At 65.9% G+C, this 21,930-nt stretch carries 20 protein-coding genes; 13 read left to right on the top strand and 7 right to left on the bottom strand.

The annotated features are described in order from the left end of the window. The first annotated feature begins 143 nt into the window (after nucleotides 1-143). The 3 genes from F3H95_RS19460 to F3H95_RS19470 all read left to right on the top strand — a co-directional run bounded on the left by F3H95_RS19460 (nucleotide 144) and on the right by F3H95_RS19470 (nucleotide 3,741). Nucleotides 144-1,976: a winged helix-turn-helix domain-containing protein gene (locus F3H95_RS19460; protein ID WP_149747219.1), complete on the top strand. Its 1,833-nt coding sequence runs from the start codon at nucleotides 144-146 to the stop codon at nucleotides 1,974-1,976. A gap of 189 nt (nucleotides 1,977-2,165) precedes the next feature. Next, nucleotides 2,166-3,056 carry an AraC family transcriptional regulator gene (locus tag F3H95_RS19465; RefSeq protein WP_188134435.1) on the top strand — a complete coding sequence of 297 codons (891 nt, stop codon included), beginning with the start codon at nucleotides 2,166-2,168 and terminating at the stop codon, nucleotides 3,054-3,056. Nucleotides 3,057-3,192: 136 nt separating this feature from the next. Continuing rightward, a complete protein-coding gene (locus tag F3H95_RS19470; RefSeq protein WP_143125919.1) occupies nucleotides 3,193-3,741 on the top strand; it encodes an AraC family transcriptional regulator in 549 nt (182 codons plus the stop codon). A 30-nt stretch (nucleotides 3,742-3,771) separates the two neighbouring features. Here the strand turns inward: F3H95_RS19470 and F3H95_RS19475 are convergent, their stop codons facing one another. The 6 genes from F3H95_RS19475 to F3H95_RS19500 all read right to left on the bottom strand — a co-directional run bounded on the left by F3H95_RS19475 (nucleotide 3,772) and on the right by F3H95_RS19500 (nucleotide 9,671). After that, nucleotides 3,772-4,665: an AraC family transcriptional regulator gene (locus tag F3H95_RS19475; protein WP_143125920.1), complete on the bottom strand. Its 894-nt coding sequence runs from the start codon at nucleotides 4,663-4,665 to the stop codon at nucleotides 3,772-3,774. A gap of 140 nt (nucleotides 4,666-4,805) precedes the next feature. Then, nucleotides 4,806-5,951: a MalY/PatB family protein gene (locus tag F3H95_RS19480; RefSeq protein ID WP_149747221.1), complete on the bottom strand. Its 1,146-nt coding sequence runs from the start codon at nucleotides 5,949-5,951 to the stop codon at nucleotides 4,806-4,808. 3 nt (nucleotides 5,952-5,954) lie between these two features. Continuing rightward, complete coding sequence (locus tag F3H95_RS19485) at nucleotides 5,955-6,713, bottom strand: SDR family oxidoreductase (protein WP_149747222.1); 759 nt, start codon at nucleotides 6,711-6,713, stop codon at nucleotides 5,955-5,957. Continuing rightward, entirely contained in the window at nucleotides 6,713-7,639 is a 927-nt protein-coding gene (locus F3H95_RS19490) for a dihydrodipicolinate synthase family protein (RefSeq protein WP_149747223.1), read from the bottom strand. The genes F3H95_RS19485 and F3H95_RS19490 overlap by 1 nt, the downstream gene beginning before the upstream one ends. A gap of 9 nt (nucleotides 7,640-7,648) precedes the next feature. After that, nucleotides 7,649-9,013 (bottom strand): amidohydrolase family protein, encoded by a 1,365-nt coding sequence (locus tag F3H95_RS19495; protein ID WP_143125924.1) that lies wholly within the window; start codon nucleotides 9,011-9,013, stop codon nucleotides 7,649-7,651. A 4-nt stretch (nucleotides 9,014-9,017) separates the two neighbouring features. Continuing rightward, a complete protein-coding gene (locus F3H95_RS19500; RefSeq protein WP_143125925.1) occupies nucleotides 9,018-9,671 on the bottom strand; it encodes an aspartate/glutamate racemase family protein in 654 nt (217 codons plus the stop codon). A gap of 220 nt (nucleotides 9,672-9,891) precedes the next feature. Between F3H95_RS19500 and F3H95_RS19505 the strand changes: the two genes are divergently transcribed. The 10 genes from F3H95_RS19505 to F3H95_RS19550 all read left to right on the top strand — a co-directional run bounded on the left by F3H95_RS19505 (nucleotide 9,892) and on the right by F3H95_RS19550 (nucleotide 21,239). Then, nucleotides 9,892-10,584: a GntR family transcriptional regulator gene (locus F3H95_RS19505; protein ID WP_143125948.1), complete on the top strand. Its 693-nt coding sequence runs from the start codon at nucleotides 9,892-9,894 to the stop codon at nucleotides 10,582-10,584. A gap of 82 nt (nucleotides 10,585-10,666) precedes the next feature. Continuing rightward, nucleotides 10,667-11,890 (top strand): AAA family ATPase, encoded by a 1,224-nt coding sequence (locus F3H95_RS19510; protein WP_149747224.1) that lies wholly within the window; start codon nucleotides 10,667-10,669, stop codon nucleotides 11,888-11,890. Beyond that, nucleotides 11,887-12,459, top strand: a complete 573-nt coding sequence (locus tag F3H95_RS19515; protein ID WP_143125927.1) for an RloB domain-containing protein — start codon at nucleotides 11,887-11,889, stop codon at nucleotides 12,457-12,459. The genes F3H95_RS19510 and F3H95_RS19515 overlap by 4 nt, the downstream gene beginning before the upstream one ends. Before the next feature lie 280 nt (nucleotides 12,460-12,739). Continuing rightward, complete coding sequence (locus tag F3H95_RS19520; protein WP_188134436.1) at nucleotides 12,740-13,660, top strand: rhodanese-like domain-containing protein; 921 nt, start codon at nucleotides 12,740-12,742, stop codon at nucleotides 13,658-13,660. A gap of 146 nt (nucleotides 13,661-13,806) precedes the next feature. Further along, entirely contained in the window at nucleotides 13,807-15,369 is a 1,563-nt protein-coding gene (locus F3H95_RS19525) for an ABC transporter substrate-binding protein (RefSeq protein WP_149747226.1), read from the top strand. Between the two features lie 136 nt (nucleotides 15,370-15,505). Beyond that, entirely contained in the window at nucleotides 15,506-16,516 is a 1,011-nt protein-coding gene (locus F3H95_RS19530) for an ABC transporter permease (protein WP_143125930.1), read from the top strand. A 4-nt stretch (nucleotides 16,517-16,520) separates the two neighbouring features. After that, the gene (locus tag F3H95_RS19535; protein WP_149747227.1) at nucleotides 16,521-17,360 is read left to right on the top strand and encodes an ABC transporter permease; all 840 of its coding nucleotides are present in this window, start codon (nucleotides 16,521-16,523) and stop codon (nucleotides 17,358-17,360) included. A gap of 12 nt (nucleotides 17,361-17,372) precedes the next feature. After that, complete coding sequence (locus tag F3H95_RS19540; protein WP_149747228.1) at nucleotides 17,373-18,758, top strand: ABC transporter substrate-binding protein; 1,386 nt, start codon at nucleotides 17,373-17,375, stop codon at nucleotides 18,756-18,758. 13 nt (nucleotides 18,759-18,771) lie between these two features. Continuing rightward, entirely contained in the window at nucleotides 18,772-19,152 is a 381-nt protein-coding gene (locus F3H95_RS19545; protein ID WP_143125933.1) for a VOC family protein, read from the top strand. Nucleotides 19,153-19,166: 14 nt separating this feature from the next. Next, nucleotides 19,167-21,239, top strand: coding sequence for an SUMF1/EgtB/PvdO family nonheme iron enzyme (locus F3H95_RS19550; RefSeq protein WP_149747229.1), 2,073 nt, complete (start codon nucleotides 19,167-19,169; stop codon nucleotides 21,237-21,239). Nucleotides 21,240-21,269: 30 nt separating this feature from the next. Here the strand turns inward: F3H95_RS19550 and F3H95_RS19555 are convergent, their stop codons facing one another. Next, on the bottom strand, nucleotides 21,270-21,899 hold the full coding sequence (locus tag F3H95_RS19555; RefSeq protein WP_244618079.1) for a dual specificity protein phosphatase family protein: 630 nt from the start codon (nucleotides 21,897-21,899) through the stop codon (nucleotides 21,270-21,272). Between the last annotated feature and the right edge of the window lie 31 nt (nucleotides 21,900-21,930).

The raw sequence follows: 21,930 nt of genomic DNA on the forward strand, positions 1-21,930 counted from the left end.
AAAAGGAAACCTCTGAAACACTCCATCCCGTTGTTTTCACGCAATTATCGACGCGAAGCCACAGCCCGGTCTCGCGGAAATTGCCCAAGAATGCCGACTGACGTTTTGCTCGAAGGCTTCCCCTTGCCTGAGGATCGTTACCGATGAACCATTGCCCGCGCGCCCCGATCATGCTGTCCGACCGGTTTTGCCTGTCGATCAGCGAGCGCACGCTCTATCGCGATGGCGAGCCGGTGCGCATCGGGGCGCGCGCGCTCGAAATCCTGCTGGTGCTGGCGGAACAGCCCGGCGCGCTGGTGTCCAAGAACGAGTTGCTGTCGCGCGTATGGCCGCAGCAGTTCGTCGACGAGACGGCGCTCCGGGTCCATCTGTCCATGCTGCGCCGGCTGCTCGCCTCGGATGGTGACGAGCGCAGGCGCATCGTCAACGAGAATGGCCGCGGCTATCGTCTCGTGCTGCCGACGGGCGAGCCGGAGGTATCGGCGCCGACGCAGCGCGGCAGCATCCGCAGTACGCTGCCCGTTGCCATTGCCTCCATGCTGGGACGCGACGAGATGGTGGCGCGCGCCTCCGAGCTGATGGCGACGCGCCGCCTGCTCAGTCTTTGCGGGCCGGGCGGCGTGGGCAAGACGACGCTGGCGCTCGCCGTTGCCACCGCCTTCAGTGCCGCCCATGCGATGCCCGCCCTGTTTGTCGATCTTTCCGCCCTTGGCGGCGATCCGGCCAGCCTTTATGCAGCGCTTGCCCGGCAGGTTCTGCCGGGCGGCGAGCCGGTTGACGGCTGGGCGGTGTACAGGCTGCATGAGGCCGTGACGGCGCCGCTCAGGGCCGCGCCGCTGCTGATCGTTCTCGACAATTGCGAACATGTCATCGACGCGGCGGCGGCCTTTGCCGAGGGGCTTCTCGCCACGCTTCCGCATCTCGTCATCCTGGCGACCAGCCGCGAGCCCCTGCGGGCCGCGGGCGAATGGGTGCTGCAGGTGCCGCCGCTCGGGCTGCCGCCCGAAGGGGCGCCGTCTGCGCCCGTGCAATTGCGCCAGTCGCCGGCGATCCGCCTGTTCATCGAGCGCGCGCAGGCTGTCCGCCCGGATTTCAACCCGGCAACGGCCGATCTCGCCGCCATCGGCCGCCTCTGCCACCAGCTCGACGGTCTGCCGCTGGCGATCGAGATGGCCGCCGCGCGGCTTGCGACCAGCAACCTCGCCGAACTCACCGGTCTCCTGCAGGGCGGCCTTTCCACGCTGACCCATGCGCGGCGTACCGCACCCGAGCGTCACCGCAGCCTGGCGGCGCTGGCGGAATGGAGCCTGGATCTTCTGTCGGCGGCAGAGCGGGACGTGTTCGAGCGGCTCTGCGTGTTCTGTGGCCCCTTCTCGCTCAAGGATGCGCTTGGCGTGCTCGAAGACGCCAGGGATGACGTCACACCGCTGATGGATGCGATTGCCGCGCTGGTGGCGAGATCGCTCGTGGTCGCGCAGCAGGCGGGTGGCGAAACGCGCTACCGGATCCTGAAGACACTGCGCGGCCCAGGCCTTGCGCGCCTTGCCAACCGGTCCGCCGGGCGTGCCGCCATGCGGCAGGTGTGCCGCGCCCATGCCCGCCATGTGTTGACGGAGGCCCGTCGCGGCACGGCGCAGGCCCGCAGCATCGGCACGTTCGAGCCGGTTCCGGCGCTGCTGGAGGAGATGCGCGCCGCCCTTGCCTGGGCCTCCGGCCCGGAGGGCGACAGTGCGCTGGCCGCCGCGCTGGTCGTCAGTTCCTCGCGGCTGCTGCGCGAACTGTCGATGCCCTTTGCCTGCCTCGACCTGCGGGGAACGAAGCTTGCCTGCCTCAGCCGGTCTGTCGGCGTCACCGGGCCCCCGCCGCGGCTTGTCGAGACGCGCCGGCCCCCGCCGCCCGGACCGTTTCCCGGTCGCCCCCGCGGTGATCCTCCCCGGCTGTTCGAGCCACGGCTGATCCTTGCCGATCTCGGCTGATGGCCCGCCTTTCCGGTGGCTGCAGTGCCTCAGCCGATATCGTGACCGGCGGTGGCGCGTGCGCCCCTATGCGCAACGGCAGATATGTGCAAGACTGCATGTGCCGCCTTTGCGAGAAGGGTGGTCGCGGACGTGAAGACCGCGCATGCAAGAGCCGGGAAGAGGGCCGGTCGAGAGCTGGAGAGCGGGATGCTCAAGCAGGTCGCCAGACGGGATTCTCTGGGGTGCGCCGCCAAGTCCCTGGCAAAGGATCAGGAGCTGTCGCATGGCGGCATCACGCTCTATCGCAAGGGCGTCGTTTCCGACGCCGTCTCGGAAGTGATCCTGCCGGCCAATGACCGCGGCTTTCTGGTGGGCGTCTCGATGTCTGACGGGCACGAGCGACGCATCTTTCACGGCAGGAGCCGCAACGACTACCGGTTCGCCGCCGGCGGCGTCTATCTGCGCAATTTCGCCGAGGATTACCGGGCGGAGATTGTCGGCTCCTTCGATTTCATGCTGTTCGAACTGAGTGCGCTTTTCCTGCGGCAGGTGGCGGAGGAAACCCGCATGCGTCCGGTGGAGGGCCTGTCGGAGCGGGCCGCAGAGGATGATCCGGTGCTCTCCAATCTGGTGCGGGCGCTCGCCCCCTCGCTGGAGCGGCCGGGCGAGGCGCACGGTCTTTTCATCGATCAGCTGTCGCTGGCGATCGCCACCCATCTTCTGCACCGCTATGGCGGCGGGCAGGAGGCACCGGCAACCGTGTCCGCGCTGCTGCCGTACCGGCTGGAAATGCGCGCCAAGGATTTCATCGACGCCAATCTCGACCGGGATGTCTCGATCGGCGAGGTGGCGGAAAGCTGCTCGATGTCGCGCGGCTATTTCATTCGCGCCTTCCGCGAAACGACCGGAACCACGCCCTATCGCTGGCTTCTCGGCCGGCGGGTGGAGCGCGCGCGCCAGCTGGTGGAGGAAACCGACCTGCCGCTGGCGGAAATCGCGACCGCCTGCGGCTTTGCCGATCAGTCGCATCTGAGCCGCCATTTCACCCAGCTGCTCGGCCAGACACCGGGGCGCCTGCGCCGCACCGGCCGCAGCTGAGACGGCCTTCCCGCTTCCCGGCTGCGGGTGTCGCTTTACCGGGCTTTACGAAACTTTACGGGGCTTAACTGGCTGATTTCCAGTCGGATTCTTAACATCCGGCAATTCCCTTCATGCGTCCCGCGAGGAATTGCCCGTGTCAGAGCTTGCCAGCCCAGCCCGCCATTCCCGTCCCGGAGCCGATTTCGAGGCGACGGAATTTGCCTTCGAACTGTTGACGCTGCTCGATGAGGCAGGTCTTGCCATCGACCGCGACATCGACCACACGCGCGAATGCCTCGACCGGGCGCAGCGTCTTCTGACGAAGCGTCGTGCGGCCGAGGCGCCGAAGACGCATGGGCAGGGGCTTGCCCCCTGGCAGGTGCGGCGCCTGTCCCGCTTCGTGGAGGAACATCTGCACGAGATGATCCGCGCCGAGGATCTGGCCGGTATCGCCCGCCTCAGCGTCAGCCATTTCAGCCGCGCCTTTCGCGAAAGCTTCCGCCAGACGCCGTATGCCTATGTGCTCGACCGGCGCATCGCGCGCGCCAAGCAGATGATGAGCGAGGGCAACGAGCCGCTGGCGCAGATCGCGCTGTCCTGCGGCATGGCCGATCAGGCGCATTTTTCCCGGCTGTTCCGCCGCCTGACCGGCGAGACGCCGAGCCACTGGCGCCGCCGCCACGGCCGGTCCCAGACCGTCTGAGACGGGCCTGCCGGCCGGTCTTCACGCGCATCATCCTCTCAGGCGCCGCCGGAACTGCGTCGGCGAGAGGCCGACCCGCGCCTGGAAGAGGCGGGAGAAATAGGCCGGATCGGAAAAACCGCTGCGTTTTGCCACCTCCGAGACCGGCAGCAGGGTGGTCTTCAGCAGATCGCGTGCGATCTTCATTCGCCGCTGCATCAGCCACTGATGCGGCGTCATGTTGAAGGAGCGCCTGAAGGCCCGCACGAAATAGGTCTGCGACAGGCGGCAGTGCTCGGCGGCGGCCTTGATCGACAGGTTGTCGTCATCGCTTGCGGCGAGAAATTCCAGGGCCACCCGCTCCTGCCAGGGGGCAAGCCGGCCCGCCACGATCTGCGGCTGGCTACGATTGCCATAGGAGGCCGCCACATGGCTGCAGAAGGCGAGCGAAATCTGGTCCAGCAGCAGGGGGCTCACCGTCTGGCCGGCCTGCACGGCGGCCTGCATGGCTTCGCTGAGCGCCGTCAGCGTCGCGTCGTGAACAATCTCGCCGGGCGACAGCACCAGCGTATCCACCGGTCGCCCGTCATCCTCCTCCAGGAGGCCGTTGATCAGCGCGCGGGGCACATGGAAATTCAGGCAATCGAAGGCGGAGCGGAGATTGGCCTGCCATTGGCGACGATAATCATAGAAGGTGAAGCTGCCCTGCGGCATGTAGGCCGTCGGCAGGGGTTTTCCGTCGACCCAGAGATCGCCCTCATAATCGCGGTTCTGGTAGGTAATCAGGAAGGCATCTTCGAGCGCGTGCGGATCGGTCAGCCGCTCGGCGGCCGACACGCCGACAGAGACACGCGCCGCCGAAAAGCGGCCGCGCCGAAGCTCGGCCGCAAAGACCTGGCGGTCATCCGCCTCGCGAATGAAATCCGAATTCTCGTTTCGTCCCATGCGAACCCCTGCGACAGGACGGGATCTGCCGGAAGACGGGTGCTCCGTCTTGCACAAAACTGCTGTGCCATGGCCCCGCCCGTCGCGTCGTGCAGGATAGCGCCGGAGAGGGGGCGGGGTAAGCCCCCGCCCGTACAATCTTAAAGTGTCGCGAGCGCCTTTTCCATCCGCGCCAGCCCCTCTTCGAGAAGGGCACGCGGGCAGCCGAAATTCAGCCGGATGAAGCCGCCATAGGCGGCGCCGAATTCGTGACCCGCACTGAAGGCCACCTTGCCGTGCTCGAGGAAGAAGGCCTGTGGGTCATCGCCGAGACCAAGCGCGCGGCAATCCAGCCAGGCGAGGAAGGTGCCTTCCGGGGCGAGGCAACGGATCCTCGGGAAACGGCGGGCCAGTTCCGCGATCAGGAAATCGCGGTTGGCTTCGAGATAGGCAAGCAGCTCCGTCTTCCAGACGCCGGCCTTGGAGAATGCCGCAAGGCTTGCCTCGAGCCCCAGAATATTGACGCTGTCGACCATGCCGAGGCGCGAGGCGGCGAATTTCTCGCGGATCGCCCGGTTCTCGATGATCGCGAAGGCCGTCTTCAGGCCCGCGACATTGTAGGTCTTGCTCGCCGCCATCAGCGTGATGGTGCGGTTGCGCGCCTCGGCGGAGACCGTGGCGATCGGCACATGACGGCGGCCGTCGAACAGCAGATCGCAGTGGATCTCGTCGGAGATGATCAGCGTGTCGTGCGTCTCCGCCAGAGCCGCGATGGTCTGCAGTTCGGCCAGCGAAAACACCTTGCCGGTCGGGTTGTGCGGATTGCAGAACAGGAAGGCCCTGGAGGCCGCCATGTCTGCGGCAAAACCCGAAGCGTCCATCGCCCAGCCGCCGGCCGATGGCGAAAGCTCCGCCTCGCGGCGGATCAGGCCCCAGTGGCCGGGGGCATTCAGGATCGGCCGGTAGATCGGCGTCTGCACCAGAACGGCGTCGCCCGGTTCCGTCATCGCCTTCAGCGCCATGTTGAAGCCGGGCTCGACGCCCGGCAGGAAGACGATATCGTCCGGCGTGATGACCCAGTCGTATTTTGCCGCCATGTCGGCGACGATGACGGCGCGCAGTTCATCGCGCGCCACGCCATAGCCCAGCACGGGATGGGCAAGCCGCGCCTGCAGCGCCGCGACGATCTCCGGCGCTGCCGCAAAATCCATGTCGGCCACCCACATGGGCAGCACGTCGCCGGGATAGCGGCTCCATTTGGAACTGCCGGTGTCCCGGCGCTCGATCACCGCATCGAAATCGGTCATGGTTCAAAGCCCCCTGATCATGCCACCGTCCACGCGAAGGCTGGAGCCGGTGATATAGCTTGCCTGGGCGCTGGCAAGGAAGGCTGCGGCTGCGGCAAATTCCTCCGGGCGGCCATAGCGGCCGGCGGGGATTTCGGCGCGCGAGGCAGCTTGCACTGCGTCCACGCTGGCACCCGTATTGCCGGCCTTGATCGTGTCGAGTTCACGCACCCGGTCGGTGTCGATGCGGCCAGGCAGGATCATGTTGACGGTGATGCCGTGGCGGGCCACCTCGCCGGCCAGCGTCTTCGACCAGCCGGCGATCGCTGCGCGCACGCCGTTCGACAGCGCCAGATTGGCGATCGGCTGTTCGACGCCGGAGGAGCCGATGGTGATGATGCGGCCCCATTGCCGCTCGATCATTGCCGGCAGCAGCGCATCGGTGATGGCAAACAGCGCGCTTGCCATCGTCTCGAAGGCGGCGTTCCAGGCCGCCCGGCTCTGGCCGAGCGCCGGGCCGGCCTTCGGGCCGCCGCTGTTGTTGACGAGGATATCGACGCCGCCCATCGCCCGGACCGTGTCGATCAGGGCGTCCACCGAGGCGGGATCGGCGAGATCCACCGCGACCGGCCGGATGTTTTCCGTAGCGGCGATGGAGGATGCCGTGCGGGCCGCGGCATAAACGATGACGCCTTCGGCGGCGAGCGCTGCGGCAATGGCAGCGCCGAGGCCGCGGCTTGCGCCGAGAACCAGCGCGGTCTTTCCGGAAATGCCGAGATCCATCAGGCAAGCGCCTCCAGGCGGCGGGTCTGGCGGGCGATCAGGCGGTCCACTTCGGCAATCGCGGCCGCATTGAGCGCCGCGCCCGGACGACGCTGGGCAGCGCTCGCAATCGCGCCGCGCCTGGCCAGCACGTATTTGCGCACGGCAAGGCCGATGCCCGGCTGCTGCTCGTAGCGCACCAGCGGCAGATAGGCATCGAACAGATCCTGCGCCCGGTCGATCTCGCCGGCATTGCTCAGGCGTACGACGTCCGCCATCATTTCCGGATAGGCAAAGCCGGTCATTGCGCCATCGGCGCCGCGCTGCATTTCCTCCGTCAGGAAGGCGCCGGCATTGCCGCAGAGGATGGAGACACGGCGGCGGCCCCTGGCTTCCGCCTGGCGCAGCTCGCTGATCTTCTGCAGGCCCGGCCAGTCCTCATGCTTCAGCATGACGATGGAGGCGTGCTCCTCGAAGATGGCGCCGAGCGTTTTCGTCGAGATCTGCACGTTGGTGACCAGCGGGAAATCCTGCAGCACCACCGGCACATCCGTGCCGACCGTTTCCACCACGGTGCGATAATAGCCGATGATCTGGTCGTCGGTGCGCAGCGAGGAGGGGGGCGCAACCATGACGCCGGCGGCGCCGAGATCCATCACCGCCTTCGTCAGTTCGCCGATCGCCGCAAGGCCGGGGGCCGAGACGCCGACCACGACCGGCTTTTCCCCGGCGCGCGCGAGCGTCAGCCGCGTCACCTCGATCGATTCGGCCTGGGTCAGCTTCGGAGCCTCGCCCATCATGCCGAGAATGGTCAGGCCATCGGCGCCCTTGTCCATGTAGAAATCGACCATGCGGTCGATGCTGTCGTGATCGAGCGCGCCCGTTTCCGTGAACGGCGTGACGGCGATGACGAAGACGCCCTTCGTGTCTGCAGTGATCTGCACCATGGGTCTTTCCTATTCGAACCAGTGGGATTGCCCGCGGCGCACATAGCGGCCGTCGCCGGGCTGGTTGACGACATCCTGCCCGTCGAAGGCAAGCTGGCCTTCGAGATAGGTGCGGGCAACGGTGATGGAGAAGGTGCGGCCGTCGAACGGGCTCCAGCGCAGCTCGTCATGGGCGCGCGCCGAATCCCAGACTTGCGGCGTGCGGGCAATGACGGTGAGATCGGCATCGGCGCCGACGCGGATCGCTCCCTTCTGCGGCCACAGGCCGAAGAATTTCGCCGGACGCTCGCACAGCTGCTCGACGGTGAGCGCCGGGGCATCGAGGCCGCGCGCCTCGGCGGCGGTGAAGAAGGCCGGCAGCAGCGTTTCCAGCCCCGGTACGCCGGCGCCCGCATCGAAGATGGAATCGGTCAGCTTGTTGTCGATCGGCCAGCTGGAATGGTCGGAGCTGACGAAGGCAACACGGCCGGCGAGGATTTCCTCCCACAGCGCATCGATCTGCCCCGGCCGGATCGGCGGGTTGACCTTCATGCGCGCGCCGAGCGCCTTGCCGTCCCGCTCCGGATCGAACCAGAGATAGTGGACGCAAAGCTCGCCGGTGGCGCGGAAGCCGTCGGCCAGATAGTTGTCGACCAGCTGGAAGCCGCGCGCTGTCGTCAGATGCACGATATGCGCATGCGCGCCGGCGCTGGCGCCGAGTTCCAGAAACTGGGCGGTGGCGGCCAGTTCCGCCGCCGGCGGGCGGCTTGCCGAATGCGCTTCGATACCGTTGTGGCCGGCCGCCCTGGCGGCGGCGATGTAGGCGCGCACGATCTCCTGGTCTTCGTTGTGCACGCCAAGCGGCAGCACGCTGTCGGCCAGCGCCGAGAAGAGGCCGAGGATCTGGTCGGAGGCAATGCGCGGAAAGCGCGTCGGGCTGCTTTCGAAGGTGGAGATCTTGAAGGCCACCACGCCGCCATCGATCAGCGGCTGCACATCGTCCGGCGCCTGGCCGGGCAGAATGGTGCCGTAGAGCGCCACATGCGCATGCGCATGGGCGTGGATCGCCTCCACCTTTTCCGACAGCCGCGCCGGCGTGTTGAGCGGGGCCGGATTGTCGTAGGGCATGTCGACGATGGTGGTGATGCCGCCCGCCACCGCCGAACGGGTGGTGGAGCGGATGCCGGGCAGGCCGCCATAGCTGCAGGCATGCGTCTGGCCGTCGATGATGCCGGGCAGGATCAGGCCGTCGCCCGCATCGTGCAGCGTATGCGCCGGCGGCGCCTCGCCCGTGCCGATCGCGGCAATGCGGCCGTCCGACACGGCGATCCAGGCCTTTTCCAGCGGCCCGTCCGGCAGGACGGCGGTGCCGCGAACAATCAGATCGAAGGTCATGCTGTCATCTCCCGTAGGACAGATCGAGATGGGTGGCGGCCAGCGCAACGCCCGCCTGGACCGGATCGACCACCGGCAGGCCGAGCGCCTCCTGCAGGGCGGCGCGATAGGAGCCGAGGCCGGCGCAGCCGAGGATGACGACATCCGCCTTGTCCTCGTCGCGCAGCAGGCGGCCGGTGCGGGCCACCGTTTCCACCACATCGGTTGCCATCAGCTGCACGACCGTCATGTCGATGGAACGGTCGCCAGCCAGGCGATGATCGAGATCGAGCGCCTTCAGATAGCGCAGATGGCGGGCGATGGAGGAGGGGCCGAGCGAAATGATGCCGAAGCGCCGGCCAAGGCCGAGCGCCGCGAGATAGGCCGATTCGGCAATGCCGGCGACCGGCCGGCGGGTGGCCGCCCGCACCTCGGCAATGCCGGGATCGGAAAAGCAGGCCAGCACGAAGGCATCCGCATCCGAGGCCTGCACCGCGTCCAGCACGTTGGGAATGACCGCTGCCACATGATCATCGGTCTCGATGCCGGGTGGCGATTTCTTCAGCTCCGTGCAGAAGATTTCATGCCGGGTTGCGGCGATGACCGGCTGGAGGCAGGCTTCCATCGAGCGGGTGACGGAAGCGGAACTGTTGGGATTGATGACAAGGATCTGCGACAATCGACACCCTCGGCGGCCTTGCCGCCTTCCTGGACTGGATTAGATATACTACGTGGTATATCAGACGGTGCGGCGCTGTCAAAGTCCCTTCCGCCCGCCAAGGGGTTGGACAGGCATGGAAAGCCTTTGACAAGCACGGGCTTCGGCCGCAACAAGAGGCGCCAGGCCCCGGGGTGCTTCGGGTGGCTTGTGCCGGGCGCAGGAGACGCATGTGACGGACATGGATCGAGCAGAGGCAGGAACCGAAAAGCGCGCCAGATCGCTGACGGAGCAGGCTTATGCCATCCTTCGTGAGCGAATCATCACCGGCGATCTGGCGCCGGGCGCCGAGGTGTCGGAGCCGGAACTGGCCGAACGGCTGCAGATGAGCAAGACGCCGGTGCGCGAGGCGCTCGGCCGGCTCTGCGTCGAAGGCTTCATGGAAGCCTATCCGCGGCGCGGCTACCGGGTCACCCCCGTCACCATCAAGGACATGAACGACCTGTTTGCCGTGCGCGGCGTGCTGGAAGGTACGGCGGTGGCGCTGGCGGCGGAAAACCTGACGGTGGCCGAACTCGACCAGCTGGATGAGCTGGCCGATGCGCGCTACGAGATGGGCGAGGAGGTGAGCACGCGCACCTTCGTGGCCCGCAACGAACAGTTCCACGCGCTGATCGCGCAAGGATCGCGCAATCCGCGCCTCTATGCGCTGGTGATGGGCCATCTGGAGGAGTGCGCGCGGCTGTTCTACATGGGCACCCGCATGCGCGACATCAATCCGGAAACCACCGACGACCACCACCGCATCCTCGCCCACCTGCGCGCCCGCGACGGCGAAAAGGCCCGCGCGGCCATGGTGGAGCACAACGAGAACACCCGCACCGGCCTGCTCTCCGCCCTGATCAGCAATGCCCGTCCCGGGCTGACGCTGTGAAGGGGGGGGCAAAGTCCACTTTTGCGCGCATTCTTGACGAAAATGCGTTGAAAGCGCTATTATAGAGGCTGCGAGGTGGTCTATGCTATATAGGTTAGAGGTTGAAAATTTCTTCTCGATCCGCGATCAGCAAGTGCTGGATCTTTCGATTGACAGAGGTGTGCCCGACCCCGACGGCCGATATGCACCTATCTTCGAGGGGGCGGACGTCAGAGCGCCGAAGGTTGTGGCGCTTTACGGCGCCAACGCCTCCGGCAAAACGACGCTGCTGCGCGCGCTTTCCTTCATCGTAAACATGATCTGCAACAGTGTGACCCATACGGGTTTCGTGGGTATCGAGCGCTTCAACGATAGGGAATCCGCCGATCGTCCTGCGCGGTTTGCGATCGAATTGGGTGGCCCCATGAACCTGACGCCCGACATTGCCCAGCGCGCCGCCAATGGTGAAACCGTCGAGCAGGGAACGTACCGTTACGAACTGGAGATCGAATTCAAGGACGGACTAGCCATTGGCATCACGGCAGAGGTGTTGCGCCAGAAGCCGAATGGTCGAGGCAAATGGCAGCGCGTCTACGAACGCGATGCGCAAGGAAACGTGAAGGATTCGAAGACATTCAGCCTGTCGGGCTTTCATCACCTGGTGAAAACGTTAGCAGGTAATCATACGGTCCTCTCGTCGTTTGCAAAATTCCAGCACCCTACGGCGCGGCTCATGGTCGAGGCGGCGCGTAACGCCTTCTTCCAGATCGAGCCGGTACAGTCTTCCGCCGATCGTAACGTCATTGATTACCTCAAGAACGTGCCAGCTCTTCTGTCTCGCTTGAACGACGAATTAAGCCGCATTGATGTGGGGGTGGAAGGAATGCGTTTTCAGAATACCGATAACGGGCCGTTGCTTCTGTTCAAGCACGCCGGGCTCTCTATCGAGATGCCGTGGGCCTTGGAAAGTCACGGCACTCGTGCCTTTATCAAGATGTTTCCATGGATTGTCGGCGCCTTGGATGCCGGGGGACTTGCTGCTATCGATGAACTGGATGCTGCTATTCATCCGAATGTTCTGCCGGAACTTCTGCGATGGTTCTATGCGACGTCCGGACGGAATAGACTTGATGCGCAGCTCTGGTTCTCCTGTCATTCTGCCTCGTTGTTGGATGATCTTAACAAAGAGGAAATCGTGATTTGTGAGAAGGATCGGCAAGGGCGTAGTCGGGTCTACAGCCTAATGGACGTCAAGGTGCGCCGTGACGAAAACCATTATCGGAAATATCTGAGCGGTGCCTATGGTGGGGTCCCACACTTCGGATGAGTCGCCGTCGTTCCCATATCGCGCTTCGGCGCCCGATCTACATCGGTTGCGAGGGTGCCTCTGAAGTGGGCTATGCGAGCTTTTTGCAGGATCTTGCGCGCGCGACCAACCTGCCGGTCCACTTGCATATTGAAGAACTGGGCCCTGGAACTGGAGATCCGCTCTCGCGCATAGAACTCGCGGTGCTGCGGCTGACGCTGATGCAAAAGAAGCGGAATGTGCCCGCAGAGCGTTTCGTTCTTTTGGACTTTGACCAAGCAGAGCGGGAACCGCATCGTGCAGCGCGCGCCGTGAAGCTTGCCGCAGACAATGCGATTTCAATCGTCTGGCAAAGGCCATGCTTCGAGGCAGTGCTGTTGCGCCATCTGGTGGGCAGGGCGGCTCATCGGCCCCCCGATACGCATGCGGCTATGAGGGCGCTGGAACGGGAGTGGCCGCACTACCGCAAGCCGATGAGGCGCAGCGATCTGGCACGTCTGATCGACGCAGATGCCGTGCGGCGTGCAGCCCACGTGGAAGAGGAATTGCAGGCGCTCCTCGCATGTATCGGTCTTTTGTCCGAAGCCTGATAATGCTTTTGGCTCTGCGACGGCTTCGGTCGTCGTTCTCTGCGATAAAGCGGCAAAAGGTGCGGCAGTCGTGCCTTGATCCTTCGTTACGTGGAGGGCTTTGCTCATCCTGCGCGCGAAGCGCGCTTCGCTCGGTCGCCCAGCATGCGTGTCATACTTGTGCTGGCTTCCCGCCCGTCAAGGCAAAATTTTCCTGAGATACCACGTAATATATTTCTGCTTGCCAAGCGCGTGTGCCTCATAGACGCTAGTCTCTTCCATGGCAGACAGGGTGTGTGTGATGACGGGTGTGGTCAGCGATGCGGTGCGGGCGGATGAGACGGCGGAGGCGGTGCGGGCGCGCGTGCTGTTGACGCCGCAGCAGGTGCAGGCCTTGCGGCGGGCGGGGGCGGATGTGACGCTGCTTGCGGTCGATTCCATCAATCCCTATACCGGCCGTCCGGCCTTTTCCGGTGAGCGGATCGAGGGCGCGATCCGGACTGAGGCCTATGCCGATTTCCAGGCGCCGGCCTCGCCGGAGGGCGGGCAGCGGCCGTTGCCGGAGATTGCCGTGTTGCAGGAGAAGGCGCGGGCCTGGGGTTTGCGGCCCGAAAGCACCATCGTGATCTATGATGGCGATCGCAGCATGACGGCCGCGCGCGCCTGGTGGGTGCTGAAATGGGCGGGCCTGCCGGATGTGCGGGTGCTGGATGGCGGGCTTCCCGCCTGGCTCGCCGGCGGCCTTCCGGTCGTTCGCGACGATGATGCGGTTCGCACGCCGCCGACGCCGAGCGCGATCACGCTCTCGCCCGGCCACATGCCGGAACTCGATGCCGAGGGCGCGCTGGCGATGGTCGAGACGGGTGTGCTGCTCGATGCGCGCATCCGCCCCAATTACATCGGTGGGCCGGTTGCGCCGGGCTCTGCGCCGCGCGGCCATATTCCGGGCGCGCTGAGTGCACCCGCGCCCGACAACGTGACCGATTACGGCAATTTCACCGATGCCGCGACGCTGGCCGAGCTTTATGGCGCGCTCGGCGCAGACGGCTCGCGTCCCGTCGGCGTCTATTGCGGCGCCGGCATGTCGGCCGCCCATTCCGTGCTGGCGCTCGCCTCGATCGGAATCGATGCGGCGATGTATCCCGGATCCTGGTCGCAATGGGTGCATGATCCGTCCCGGCCGGTCGCGGTCGGTGCGCATCCCTATGGAAGAAAAGCATAAATTCTAGGCAGCCTCTCGGCGTGACCAAACGCGCGCCATCAGGCTTTACAGCAGACGCCGTAATGATATATTTCGTAGTATATCACAGAGGGCGCAGTCGTCATCCGAGCGGGATGCGGCTGAACAACAGGGTGAAGGGGTGAACCATGACGATCTGGAAGGCAGTTGCGGCAGCCACGGTGGCGATGCCGCTGATGTGGACGGCAGCGCATGCGCAGGAAGCCGACAAACTGAAGACGCTGGTCGTGGCGGTTCCGTCCGATCCGGTGGCGCTTGAGCCCGGCACCAACAAGGCCGAGCCGATCGGCAGCGAAATCATCCTCAACGTGTTCGACACGCTGGTGGCCTGGACGGCGCCGGACTTCAGCCAACTGGAAGGCCGCCTCGCCAAGAGCTGGACCGTGTCCGAGGACGGCAAGGTCTTCGACTTCAAGCTGCGCGAGGGCGTGAAATTCCAGGACGGCACGCCGTTTGATGCGGCTGCCGTGAAATTCTCGCTGGAGCGCACCAAGGCCGGCAATCCTTACGTGAAGGCCACCTTCGACCTCATCAAGGAGATCACGGTCGTTTCGCCGACCGAGCTGAAGATCACGCTGTCGGCCGCCTATCCGGCCTTCCTGTCGATCCTCGCCCAGCCGCAATCGGCGGTCGTCAGCCCGGCGGCGGTCGCGAAATACGGCGACAAGTTCGCCTCGCATCCGGTGGGCACCGGTCCCTTCGCCTTCAAGAGCGCCCAGGCCGATACCAATGTGGTGCTGGAAGCCAATCCCGATTATTTCCGCGGCGCGCCGAAGCTGAAGCAGATCATCTACCGCGTCATTCCGGATGCCTCCACCCGCCGGCTGGAGCTGGAAAATGGCGGCGTCGACATCGTGCAGCAGCAGGGTCAGCTGTCGGCCATCGCCGCCGAGGATATCGGCGCGCTGAAGGCCAACAAGGACGTGAAGGTCATCGAGACCTCCAGCCAGATCATCCGCCAGCTGGAATTCAACAACAGCAAGACCGATGGTCCCTTCGCCAATGTGAAGGCCCGCGAGGCGATTGCCCATGCCATCGACTATGACGGCCTGCTGCAGGGCGTGTTCGGCGGCACGGCCGAGCGCGTCTATGGTCCGCTCACTTCCAACAGCTGGGCCTTCAACCCGAAGATGAAGGAACTGGCGCCGAAATACGATCCGGCGCTGGCCAAGAAGCTGCTCGCCGAAGCCGGCGTCAACCCCGCCAGCATCACCCTGAAGCTCTACAGCTTCCAGGGCTCGCTGTGGGGCGCGGTCGCCACCTTCGTGCAGGCGAACCTCGCCGATATCGGCATCAATGCGACGATCGAGCAGACGGAATTCCCGGCGCTGCGCACGCTGCAGACATCCGGCCAGTTCGATGTGGCTCTCGATGGCCGCCAGCCCTGGTACAATGACCCGGATGCGCACATCACCATCGGCTATCTCTCCTCGCTCGCCAACACGGCGATGACCTTCCGCATGCCGGCCGACAAGGATCTGGACGCCCTGATCCTCAAGGCGCAGCAGACGCCGGACCAGGAGGCCCGCAAGGCGCTCTATTTCCAGATCCAGGAAGAGATCGCCAAGCGCGTGCCCGGCGCCTATCTGTTCAGCCCGAAGCTGATCGTCTATGCCCGCGCCAATGTGGAGGGCCTGGTCATCAACAGCGCCCCGCCGCTCAACGAATACTGGTCCGTCTTCAAGAAGTGACGGATCGAGGCGATCCCCGGCGGCCGGTTGCGGCCGCCGGTTTTGAACCGGCCGGACGGAGAGGCGAGGATGGCATCCCGCATCTCAGTCGGCCGGGTCGGCCGTTCGGGCCGGCCCAGACAAGTGAGCAGGAGCCATGGCGAGTTTCATCATACGCCGTCTGATTGCGCTGATCCCCGTCATGTGCATCGTGCTGGTCATCGTCTTTTCGCTGGTCAGGATCATTCCCGGCGATCCCGCCACGACGCTGCTCGGACCGGGCGCGACGGCGGAGCAGATCGCGGCGCTGCGCGCCCAGCTGAACCTCGACCAGCCGGTCGTCCTGCAGTTCTGGCAGTATGTCGCCGGCCTCTTCACCGGCGATTTCGGCGTGTCGCTGAAGACGGGCCAGCCGGTGGCGCACGAGATCCTCATCCGCCTGCCGGCCACCATCGAACTGTCGGTGCTTGCCGTCATCGTGGCGGTGGTGTTCGGCATCCCGCTCGGCGTGCTGTCGGCCACCCGCGCCAATTCCCTGTTCGACCATGTCACCCGCATCGTCTCGCTGATCGGCGTCTCCATGCCGGCCTTCCTGCTGGCGCTGATCCTGCAGCTCACCTTCGGCACCTGGCTCGGCTGGCTGCCGGTGTCCGGCCGCCTCAGCCCCTATCTGCCTGTCGAGACGGTGACCGGCTTTGCCGTCCTCGATGCGCTGATCACCGGCAACTTCGCGGGCGCGGCGAGCGCGCTTGCCCATCTCGTGCTGCCGACCGCTGTGCTGGCGGCCTTCCTTGCAGCGACGCTCGGCCGCTTCGTGCGCAACACCATGCTCGACGTGATGGGCGAGGATTTCATCCGCACCGCCCGCGCCAAGGGCCTCCACAACCGGCAGGTCGTGCTGGAGCATGGCCTGCGCAATTCGCTGCTGCCGGCGGTCACCATCATCGGGCTGAAATTCGCGGAAATGCTGGGCGGCGCGATCCTGACCGAAACCATCTTCGCCTGGCCGGGCATCGGCCGCTACATGTTCGAGGCGATCAAGAACCGTGATTATCCGGTCATCCAGGGCACGACGCTGGTCTTTGCCCTTCTCTTCGTGCTGACATCGATCGTCGTCGACCTGCTCTATGGCGTGCTGGATCCGCGCGTGCGCCGGAAGATGGGGTGAGGCCATGCACGAACTCCTGATCTTCCTCAAGCGCAATACGCTCGCCGTCGTCGGCCTCGTGATTCTGCTGTTCCTGGTCGGCCTCATCACCGTCGGTCCGTGGCTGACGAGCTACTCGCCGACCAGGCTCGACATCCTGCACAAGCTGGCAGCCCCGAGCACAAGCCACTGGCTGGGCACCGATGCCTTTGGCCGCGATGTGCTGACCCGCATCATGTATGGCGGGCAGGCGACGCTTTCGATCGGCGTCGGCGTGGTGGCGATCGCCTTTGCCGTCGGCGTGTTCTTCGGCGTGCTGGCGGGCTTTGCCGGCGGCTGGCTGGACAGCGTGATCATGCGCGTGGTGGATGCCATCCTGGCCTTCCCGGCGCTGGTGCTGGCGATTGCGCTGTCGGCCGCCTTCGGCCCCAGCCTGCAGAACGCCATGCTGGCCGTCGCCATCACGCTTGCCCCGCAATTTGCCCGGGTGGCGCGCAGCCAGGCGCTCACCATTTCGGTGAAGCCGTATGTCGAGGCGGCGATCTCGCTCGGCCTGTCGCGCCGGCGCATCCTGCTTCGCTACATACTCGTCAACGGCCTCGGGCCGCTTCTGGTGCAATCCACTCTTGCGCTCGGCAGCGCCATCCTGCAGACGGCAAGCCTCGGCTTTCTCGGTCTCGGCGCCCAGCCGCCCATGGCCGAATGGGGGGCGGATGTCTCGGCCAACCTGCAATATGTGCGCAGCGCCGCCTGGGTGGCGCTCGCCCCCGGCATGGCGATCCTGCTCGCCGTGCTTGCCTTCAACCTGATCGGCGATTCGCTGGCGGACTGGATGAACCCGCGCCGCCGCAACGCCATCGACTAGGACTTTTCCCCCGTGACGGACCTCACCCTTGCGCTCGAGAAAGTCGATTTCCTGCCGCCGACGCGGGTGACCGACGATACCAGCGTGCTGACGCTGAAGAACCTCGTCTTCGAACCGCTGCTGAAATGGCAGGATGGCTTTGCCCGTCCGGGGCTGTTCTCCGGCTGGTCGCATGCCGAGGGGGGGCGCCTGTGGCAGTTCACGCTGCGCGAGGGCGCGACCTTCCATGACGGCAAGCCCTGCACGGCCGACGACGTGCTCGCCTTCATCGACGGCATCCTGCAGGCGGTCGATACGTTCGGCATGAAATGGTCCTATGCGCGCTATCTGGCCGAGGCGACGATCCGCGCCGTCTCGCCCGGCGTGGTCGAGGTCCGCAATCCGCGCCCCTTCGCCGATATTCTCGACATCTTTTCCGAATTCTACATCTGCCGCCTCGATGGCGCGGGCCGGGCGATCCTGGGCACCGGGCGCTACCGGGTCGCGGAATTTTCCGCCGGCGAAAGCGCCGTGCTGGAGAAGGTTGCGGCCGGTTCCGGCCCGGCCCGCATCGTGGCCAGGGCCTGCAAAAGCGCCGAGGCACGGCTTGCGCTGCTCAAAACGGGGGAGGTCGATGCCGCGCTGAACCTCGAGCGCGTCGAGCAGCGGCTCGATTTTTCCGAACGCTTCCAGTGGGGCAGGGCGGTCAACACGCTGTCGGTGATGTATTACCTGAACTGCAGCGAAGGTCTGTTCCGCGATCCGGCGGCACGGCTTGCCGTCAACCATGCCGTCGATACGGTGCGGCTGGCGGACGAGATCTTTCATGGGCTTGCCGTTGCGTCCTCCACCATCGTCAGCCCGCATCATCTGGGCGCCCGGCGGGCCGGCCTTGCGCCGATCCCCTATGATCCGGACAAGGCGCGCCGCCTCATCGACGGCGTTGCGAGCGCCGGCCCGATCCGTCTGCGCACGCCGACCTTCATGCCGGAACGCGCGCCGGAGGTGAGCCGTTACGTGGCGGATGCGCTGACCGCCGTCGGTCTGACGGTCGAGATCGAGACGGAGCACGACCGCCCCGAATATGCCCGCCAGATCGGCCGCAAGGAGATGGGCGACATGGCGATCTTCGATTCCTCGCCGCACAGCACCTTCCGCATTCTTGACGACAAGATCTCCAGCTGCACGCGCGCCGTGTGGTGGCAGGGCTATGACGATGCCGAAACCGAAGCGCTGATTGCCACCGCCAATGCGGCGGTGGAGGACGCGGCGCGCGAGGCCGCCTATGCGCGCTGCCTCACGCGCCTGCACGACAACCCGCCCTGGCTCTATCTCGTCCATCCCGTCGACGTGTTTGCCGCACGCCCCGGCATCGGGGGGCTTGCAATCGACGCCAAGGGCACGCTGACCATTGCCTGATAAGGACCGCACCATGCAGAAAGACTATTCGATCACCTTCTTCTACTATGACGACATCCTGGCCGTTGCGCCCTTCTATGAGGATGTGCTCGGCTTCGAACTGGTCCTGGATCAGGGCATGGCGCGCATCTATCGTATTGCCGGCCAATGCTATTTCGGCATTGTCGATGGCAATCGCGGCCACCTGAAGCATCAGGAGAAGAGTGCCGTTCTGCTGACCATCGTCGCGCAGGATGTCGAGGGCTGGCATGCCAAGCTGAAGGCGGCGGGCGTTCCCGGCCTCTCGGACATGCTGCGCGGTCGCTTCTGCGAGCATTTCTTCTTCGAGGACCCGGCCGGCTATGCGATCGAGATCCAGCGTTTCCACAATCCGGACGTTGCAAAACTGTTCTGAGGGAGAGACACACGATGATCGCGCGCGTCGACCGTCTGCGGCAGGTGCTTCTCGACCATGCCCTGACCCTTGGTCCGTCCCCCCTGATGGCGCGGCCGGATGGCAGCGTGGCAACGCTTGCCGAAGGCTATATTCCGCTGCTGGTGAATTTCACCGAGGAGGACAAGGCCGCCAAGGGCCTGCGCAAGCTGAAGGAGCAGGCCGAGCCCGAGCCGCCGGTCTATTTCTCGGCGCTGGAAATGGCGCGCGATCATGACGCCCTGCTGCTGGTGGGCGAGACCGGCAGCGGGAAAACCACCTTTGCCCGGCATCTGGCGCTCGGCCTTGCCGAGGGCGGGCTTGCGCCGAAGCCGGTGGTGCGCAACGAATTCGGGCTTGTCCGGGACGAAGCCTGGTTGCCGGCGGGAGAGCCTGCCGGCAGGGCCCGTGTGCTGCCGCTCTGCGTGACGCTGAAGCCCTCCAGGCGCTTCCACGCCCTGCTGGAAGCGCGCATGCCGGGCATCGAGGCGCTGCTGTCTGCCGAGGACTGGGGGAGCGGCGAGGACAGCCTGCTGATCGTGCTCGACGGGCTGGAGATCGTCGGCGCCGGCGCCCGCCAGCTGCTGGAGGATGCCGCCCGCTTTCAGGCGCAGTTCCGTGGCGTGCGTCTCCTGGCGCTTGCCGAGACGGCGGCCACCGCCGCGCTCGTGCCGCCTGCGCCCTTCGTCCGTCATGCGCTGCTTCCGCTTCTGGCCACACAACGCATCGCGGCGGCGAAGAGGCTTGCCGGCCTCGACGTGCGGGAAAGCCGCATCGGCCTTGGTGCGGCTGCGGCCAATCCAGCCCAGTTTGCCATGGCGCTTTCGGCCGCCACGGCCTCCGAAACGGCCGAGGACATCACCGATGCCTGGCTCGACCGCATTGCCGGCGAGCCGCAGACGGCGCGTCTCATCTGCGGACTGGCGGCGGATGCCCTGAGCGGCAAGCTGCAGGAAGCCGATCTTCTGCCGGTACAGCGCGTGCGCCAGTTGCTCGCCGCGCGTCACCTTTCCGGCGAGCCGGCAGACGCGGCCGTCGAACCCTTCCGCCGCCAGCCGTCGCTCTATGCACCCGTGCTGCGCAGCATCGCCGCGCGTCTTGCCGGGGCCGGAAAGGCGGCGTCGCTGGTTGAACAGCTGATCACGGGCGAAGGAGAGGCGGCGCTGCGCGGCGCGCTGCTCGCCTCCGAATTCGAGATGGCGCCCGTGCTGAGGGGCGCCGTCAAGGACCGGCTGCTGATGATCGTCACGACAGGCGCGCTGACCGCCGTGGAGCGCGAACGGGCCGGGCGCAGGCTGTCTGCCTGGGGCGATCCGCGCGATCTGGAGGCGCTGGCGGAGGTGCCGGCCGGCACCTTCACCTTCGGTGCGAACACCCATCCCAATTCAGCCCCGCCGCATGCGCTGACCTTGCCGGCCTTCCGCATCGGCCTTTATCCGGTGACCAATCGCAGCTACGGCGCCTTCGTCCGCGAGACGGGCCGGCTCTGGCGCAGCCCCGACGGGTTCGATGCCGAACGGCTGAGCGCGCCGGCGACCGATCTGACCTGGCGCGATGCCATGGCCTATTGCGACTGGCTGACGGCACGCTGGCAAGCCGAGGGCCGCATCGGCGCGAACGAGATCGTGCGCCTGCCGACCGAGCCGGAATGGGAGCGCGCCGCGCGCGGCGACCAGCCGGATCGGGGCGAGGCCATCACCTATCCCTGGGGCCAGCACTGGCAGGAGGATTCAGCCAATTCCGAGGAGGCGGGCTTCAACACCACCTGTACCGTCGGCCTGTTTGCCAGGGGGCGCTCCCCCTATGGCTGTTTCGACATGGCGGGGCAGGTGTGGGAATGGTGCACGACACTGTGGGGTGACGACATGGCGACCCCGCATTTCCGCTACCCTTACGCCGAGGATGGCCGCGAGGCGGAAGATGCCGGCCCCGCGATCCGCCGGGTGCTGCGCGGCGGCTGCTTCAGCAGCGGCTGGCAGAAGGCCTGCGCCACCTATCGCGGCAGCCTGGAGCCTGACGGTTTCTGGCGCGGCAACGGATTTCGCGTGGTGGTCGCACCGAAGGGCTAGCCTCGGGCGTCCATCCTTGAGACGTCTCGTTCATCGCGATGCGGTCGGCACGGCCTGCGGCAGCCAGGAGCGCGCCGCCGCAAAGCTGCGGTCCATGGCATATTCGGCCCGCACGGGCACCGGAATATGGCCGAAATAGAAGGAAAGCTGACGGGCGGCGAGCGCCTGCGGCTGTCCGGCGATGGCGGCCAGATAGAGTGCCGAGGCAAGGCCCGAGCGATCCGCCCCTGCATTGCAGTGGATCAGGACCGGCTTCGGCGCGTTGCGCATCACCTCGATCAGCTGTTCCATCTCCGCCCGGTCGAGCGACTTGCGGGCGCTCATGGCAAAGTCGATGTGCTGCACCCCCAGCCTGCGGCTTGCGTCCACTTCCCTGTCATACCAGCCATTGCCGTCGTTCCTGCCGCGCAGGTTGATGACGGAGCGGATGCCGTAGCGTTCGACATAGCGGCGAAGATCGGCGGGCGTCGGCTGGGCGGAACGGTAGACTTCCCCGGCAATCACCGGTGCGAAATTGCCGGTCAGCTGCAGGAAGCCGAAATAGGCGCCGAGCAGCGCGCTGATGAACACCAGCACCAGAAGCAGGTGGGCCGCAATCCGGCGCAGTGAGAGGGACATGCGTTCCGGCGAGACCGGAAGGGGCAGGGTAGTCGTGGTCATTGCGCGCCATTGCCATCGGAAGGGTCTGTCA

It is taken from the genome of Rhizobium sp. RU35A (assembly GCF_900156005.1).
GTDB lineage: Bacteria > Pseudomonadota > Alphaproteobacteria > Rhizobiales > Rhizobiaceae > Neorhizobium > Neorhizobium straminoryzae.

What these genes read in the sequence shown, in the direction of transcription:
- F3H95_RS19545 (WP_143125933.1), top strand. Translation starts at nt 18,772, where the DNA reads ATGCAGAAAGACTATTCGATCACCTTCTTCTACTATGACGACATCCTG.
- F3H95_RS19515 (WP_143125927.1), top strand. Translation starts at nt 11,887, where the DNA reads ATGAGTCGCCGTCGTTCCCATATCGCGCTTCGGCGCCCGATCTACATC.
- F3H95_RS19510 (WP_149747224.1), top strand. Translation starts at nt 10,667, where the DNA reads ATGCTATATAGGTTAGAGGTTGAAAATTTCTTCTCGATCCGCGATCAG.
- F3H95_RS19505 (WP_143125948.1), top strand. Translation starts at nt 9,892, where the DNA reads ATGGATCGAGCAGAGGCAGGAACCGAAAAGCGCGCCAGATCGCTGACG.
- F3H95_RS19550 (WP_149747229.1), top strand. Translation starts at nt 19,167, where the DNA reads ATGATCGCGCGCGTCGACCGTCTGCGGCAGGTGCTTCTCGACCATGCC.
- F3H95_RS19495 (WP_143125924.1), bottom strand. Translation starts at nt 9,013, where the DNA reads ATGACCTTCGATCTGATTGTTCGCGGCACCGCCGTCCTGCCGGACGGG.
- F3H95_RS19555 (WP_244618079.1), bottom strand. Translation starts at nt 21,899, where the DNA reads ATGACCACGACTACCCTGCCCCTTCCGGTCTCGCCGGAACGCATGTCC.
- F3H95_RS19465 (WP_188134435.1), top strand. Translation starts at nt 2,166, where the DNA reads ATGCTCAAGCAGGTCGCCAGACGGGATTCTCTGGGGTGCGCCGCCAAG.
- F3H95_RS19480 (WP_149747221.1), bottom strand. Translation starts at nt 5,951, where the DNA reads ATGACCGATTTCGATGCGGTGATCGAGCGCCGGGACACCGGCAGTTCC.
- F3H95_RS19530 (WP_143125930.1), top strand. Translation starts at nt 15,506, where the DNA reads ATGGCGAGTTTCATCATACGCCGTCTGATTGCGCTGATCCCCGTCATG.
- F3H95_RS19535 (WP_149747227.1), top strand. Translation starts at nt 16,521, where the DNA reads ATGCACGAACTCCTGATCTTCCTCAAGCGCAATACGCTCGCCGTCGTC.
- F3H95_RS19485 (WP_149747222.1), bottom strand. Translation starts at nt 6,713, where the DNA reads ATGGATCTCGGCATTTCCGGAAAGACCGCGCTGGTTCTCGGCGCAAGC.
- F3H95_RS19490 (WP_149747223.1), bottom strand. Translation starts at nt 7,639, where the DNA reads ATGGTGCAGATCACTGCAGACACGAAGGGCGTCTTCGTCATCGCCGTC.
- F3H95_RS19525 (WP_149747226.1), top strand. Translation starts at nt 13,807, where the DNA reads ATGACGATCTGGAAGGCAGTTGCGGCAGCCACGGTGGCGATGCCGCTG.
- F3H95_RS19460 (WP_149747219.1), top strand. Translation starts at nt 144, where the DNA reads ATGAACCATTGCCCGCGCGCCCCGATCATGCTGTCCGACCGGTTTTGC.
- F3H95_RS19520 (WP_188134436.1), top strand. Translation starts at nt 12,740, where the DNA reads ATGACGGGTGTGGTCAGCGATGCGGTGCGGGCGGATGAGACGGCGGAG.
- F3H95_RS19475 (WP_143125920.1), bottom strand. Translation starts at nt 4,665, where the DNA reads ATGGGACGAAACGAGAATTCGGATTTCATTCGCGAGGCGGATGACCGC.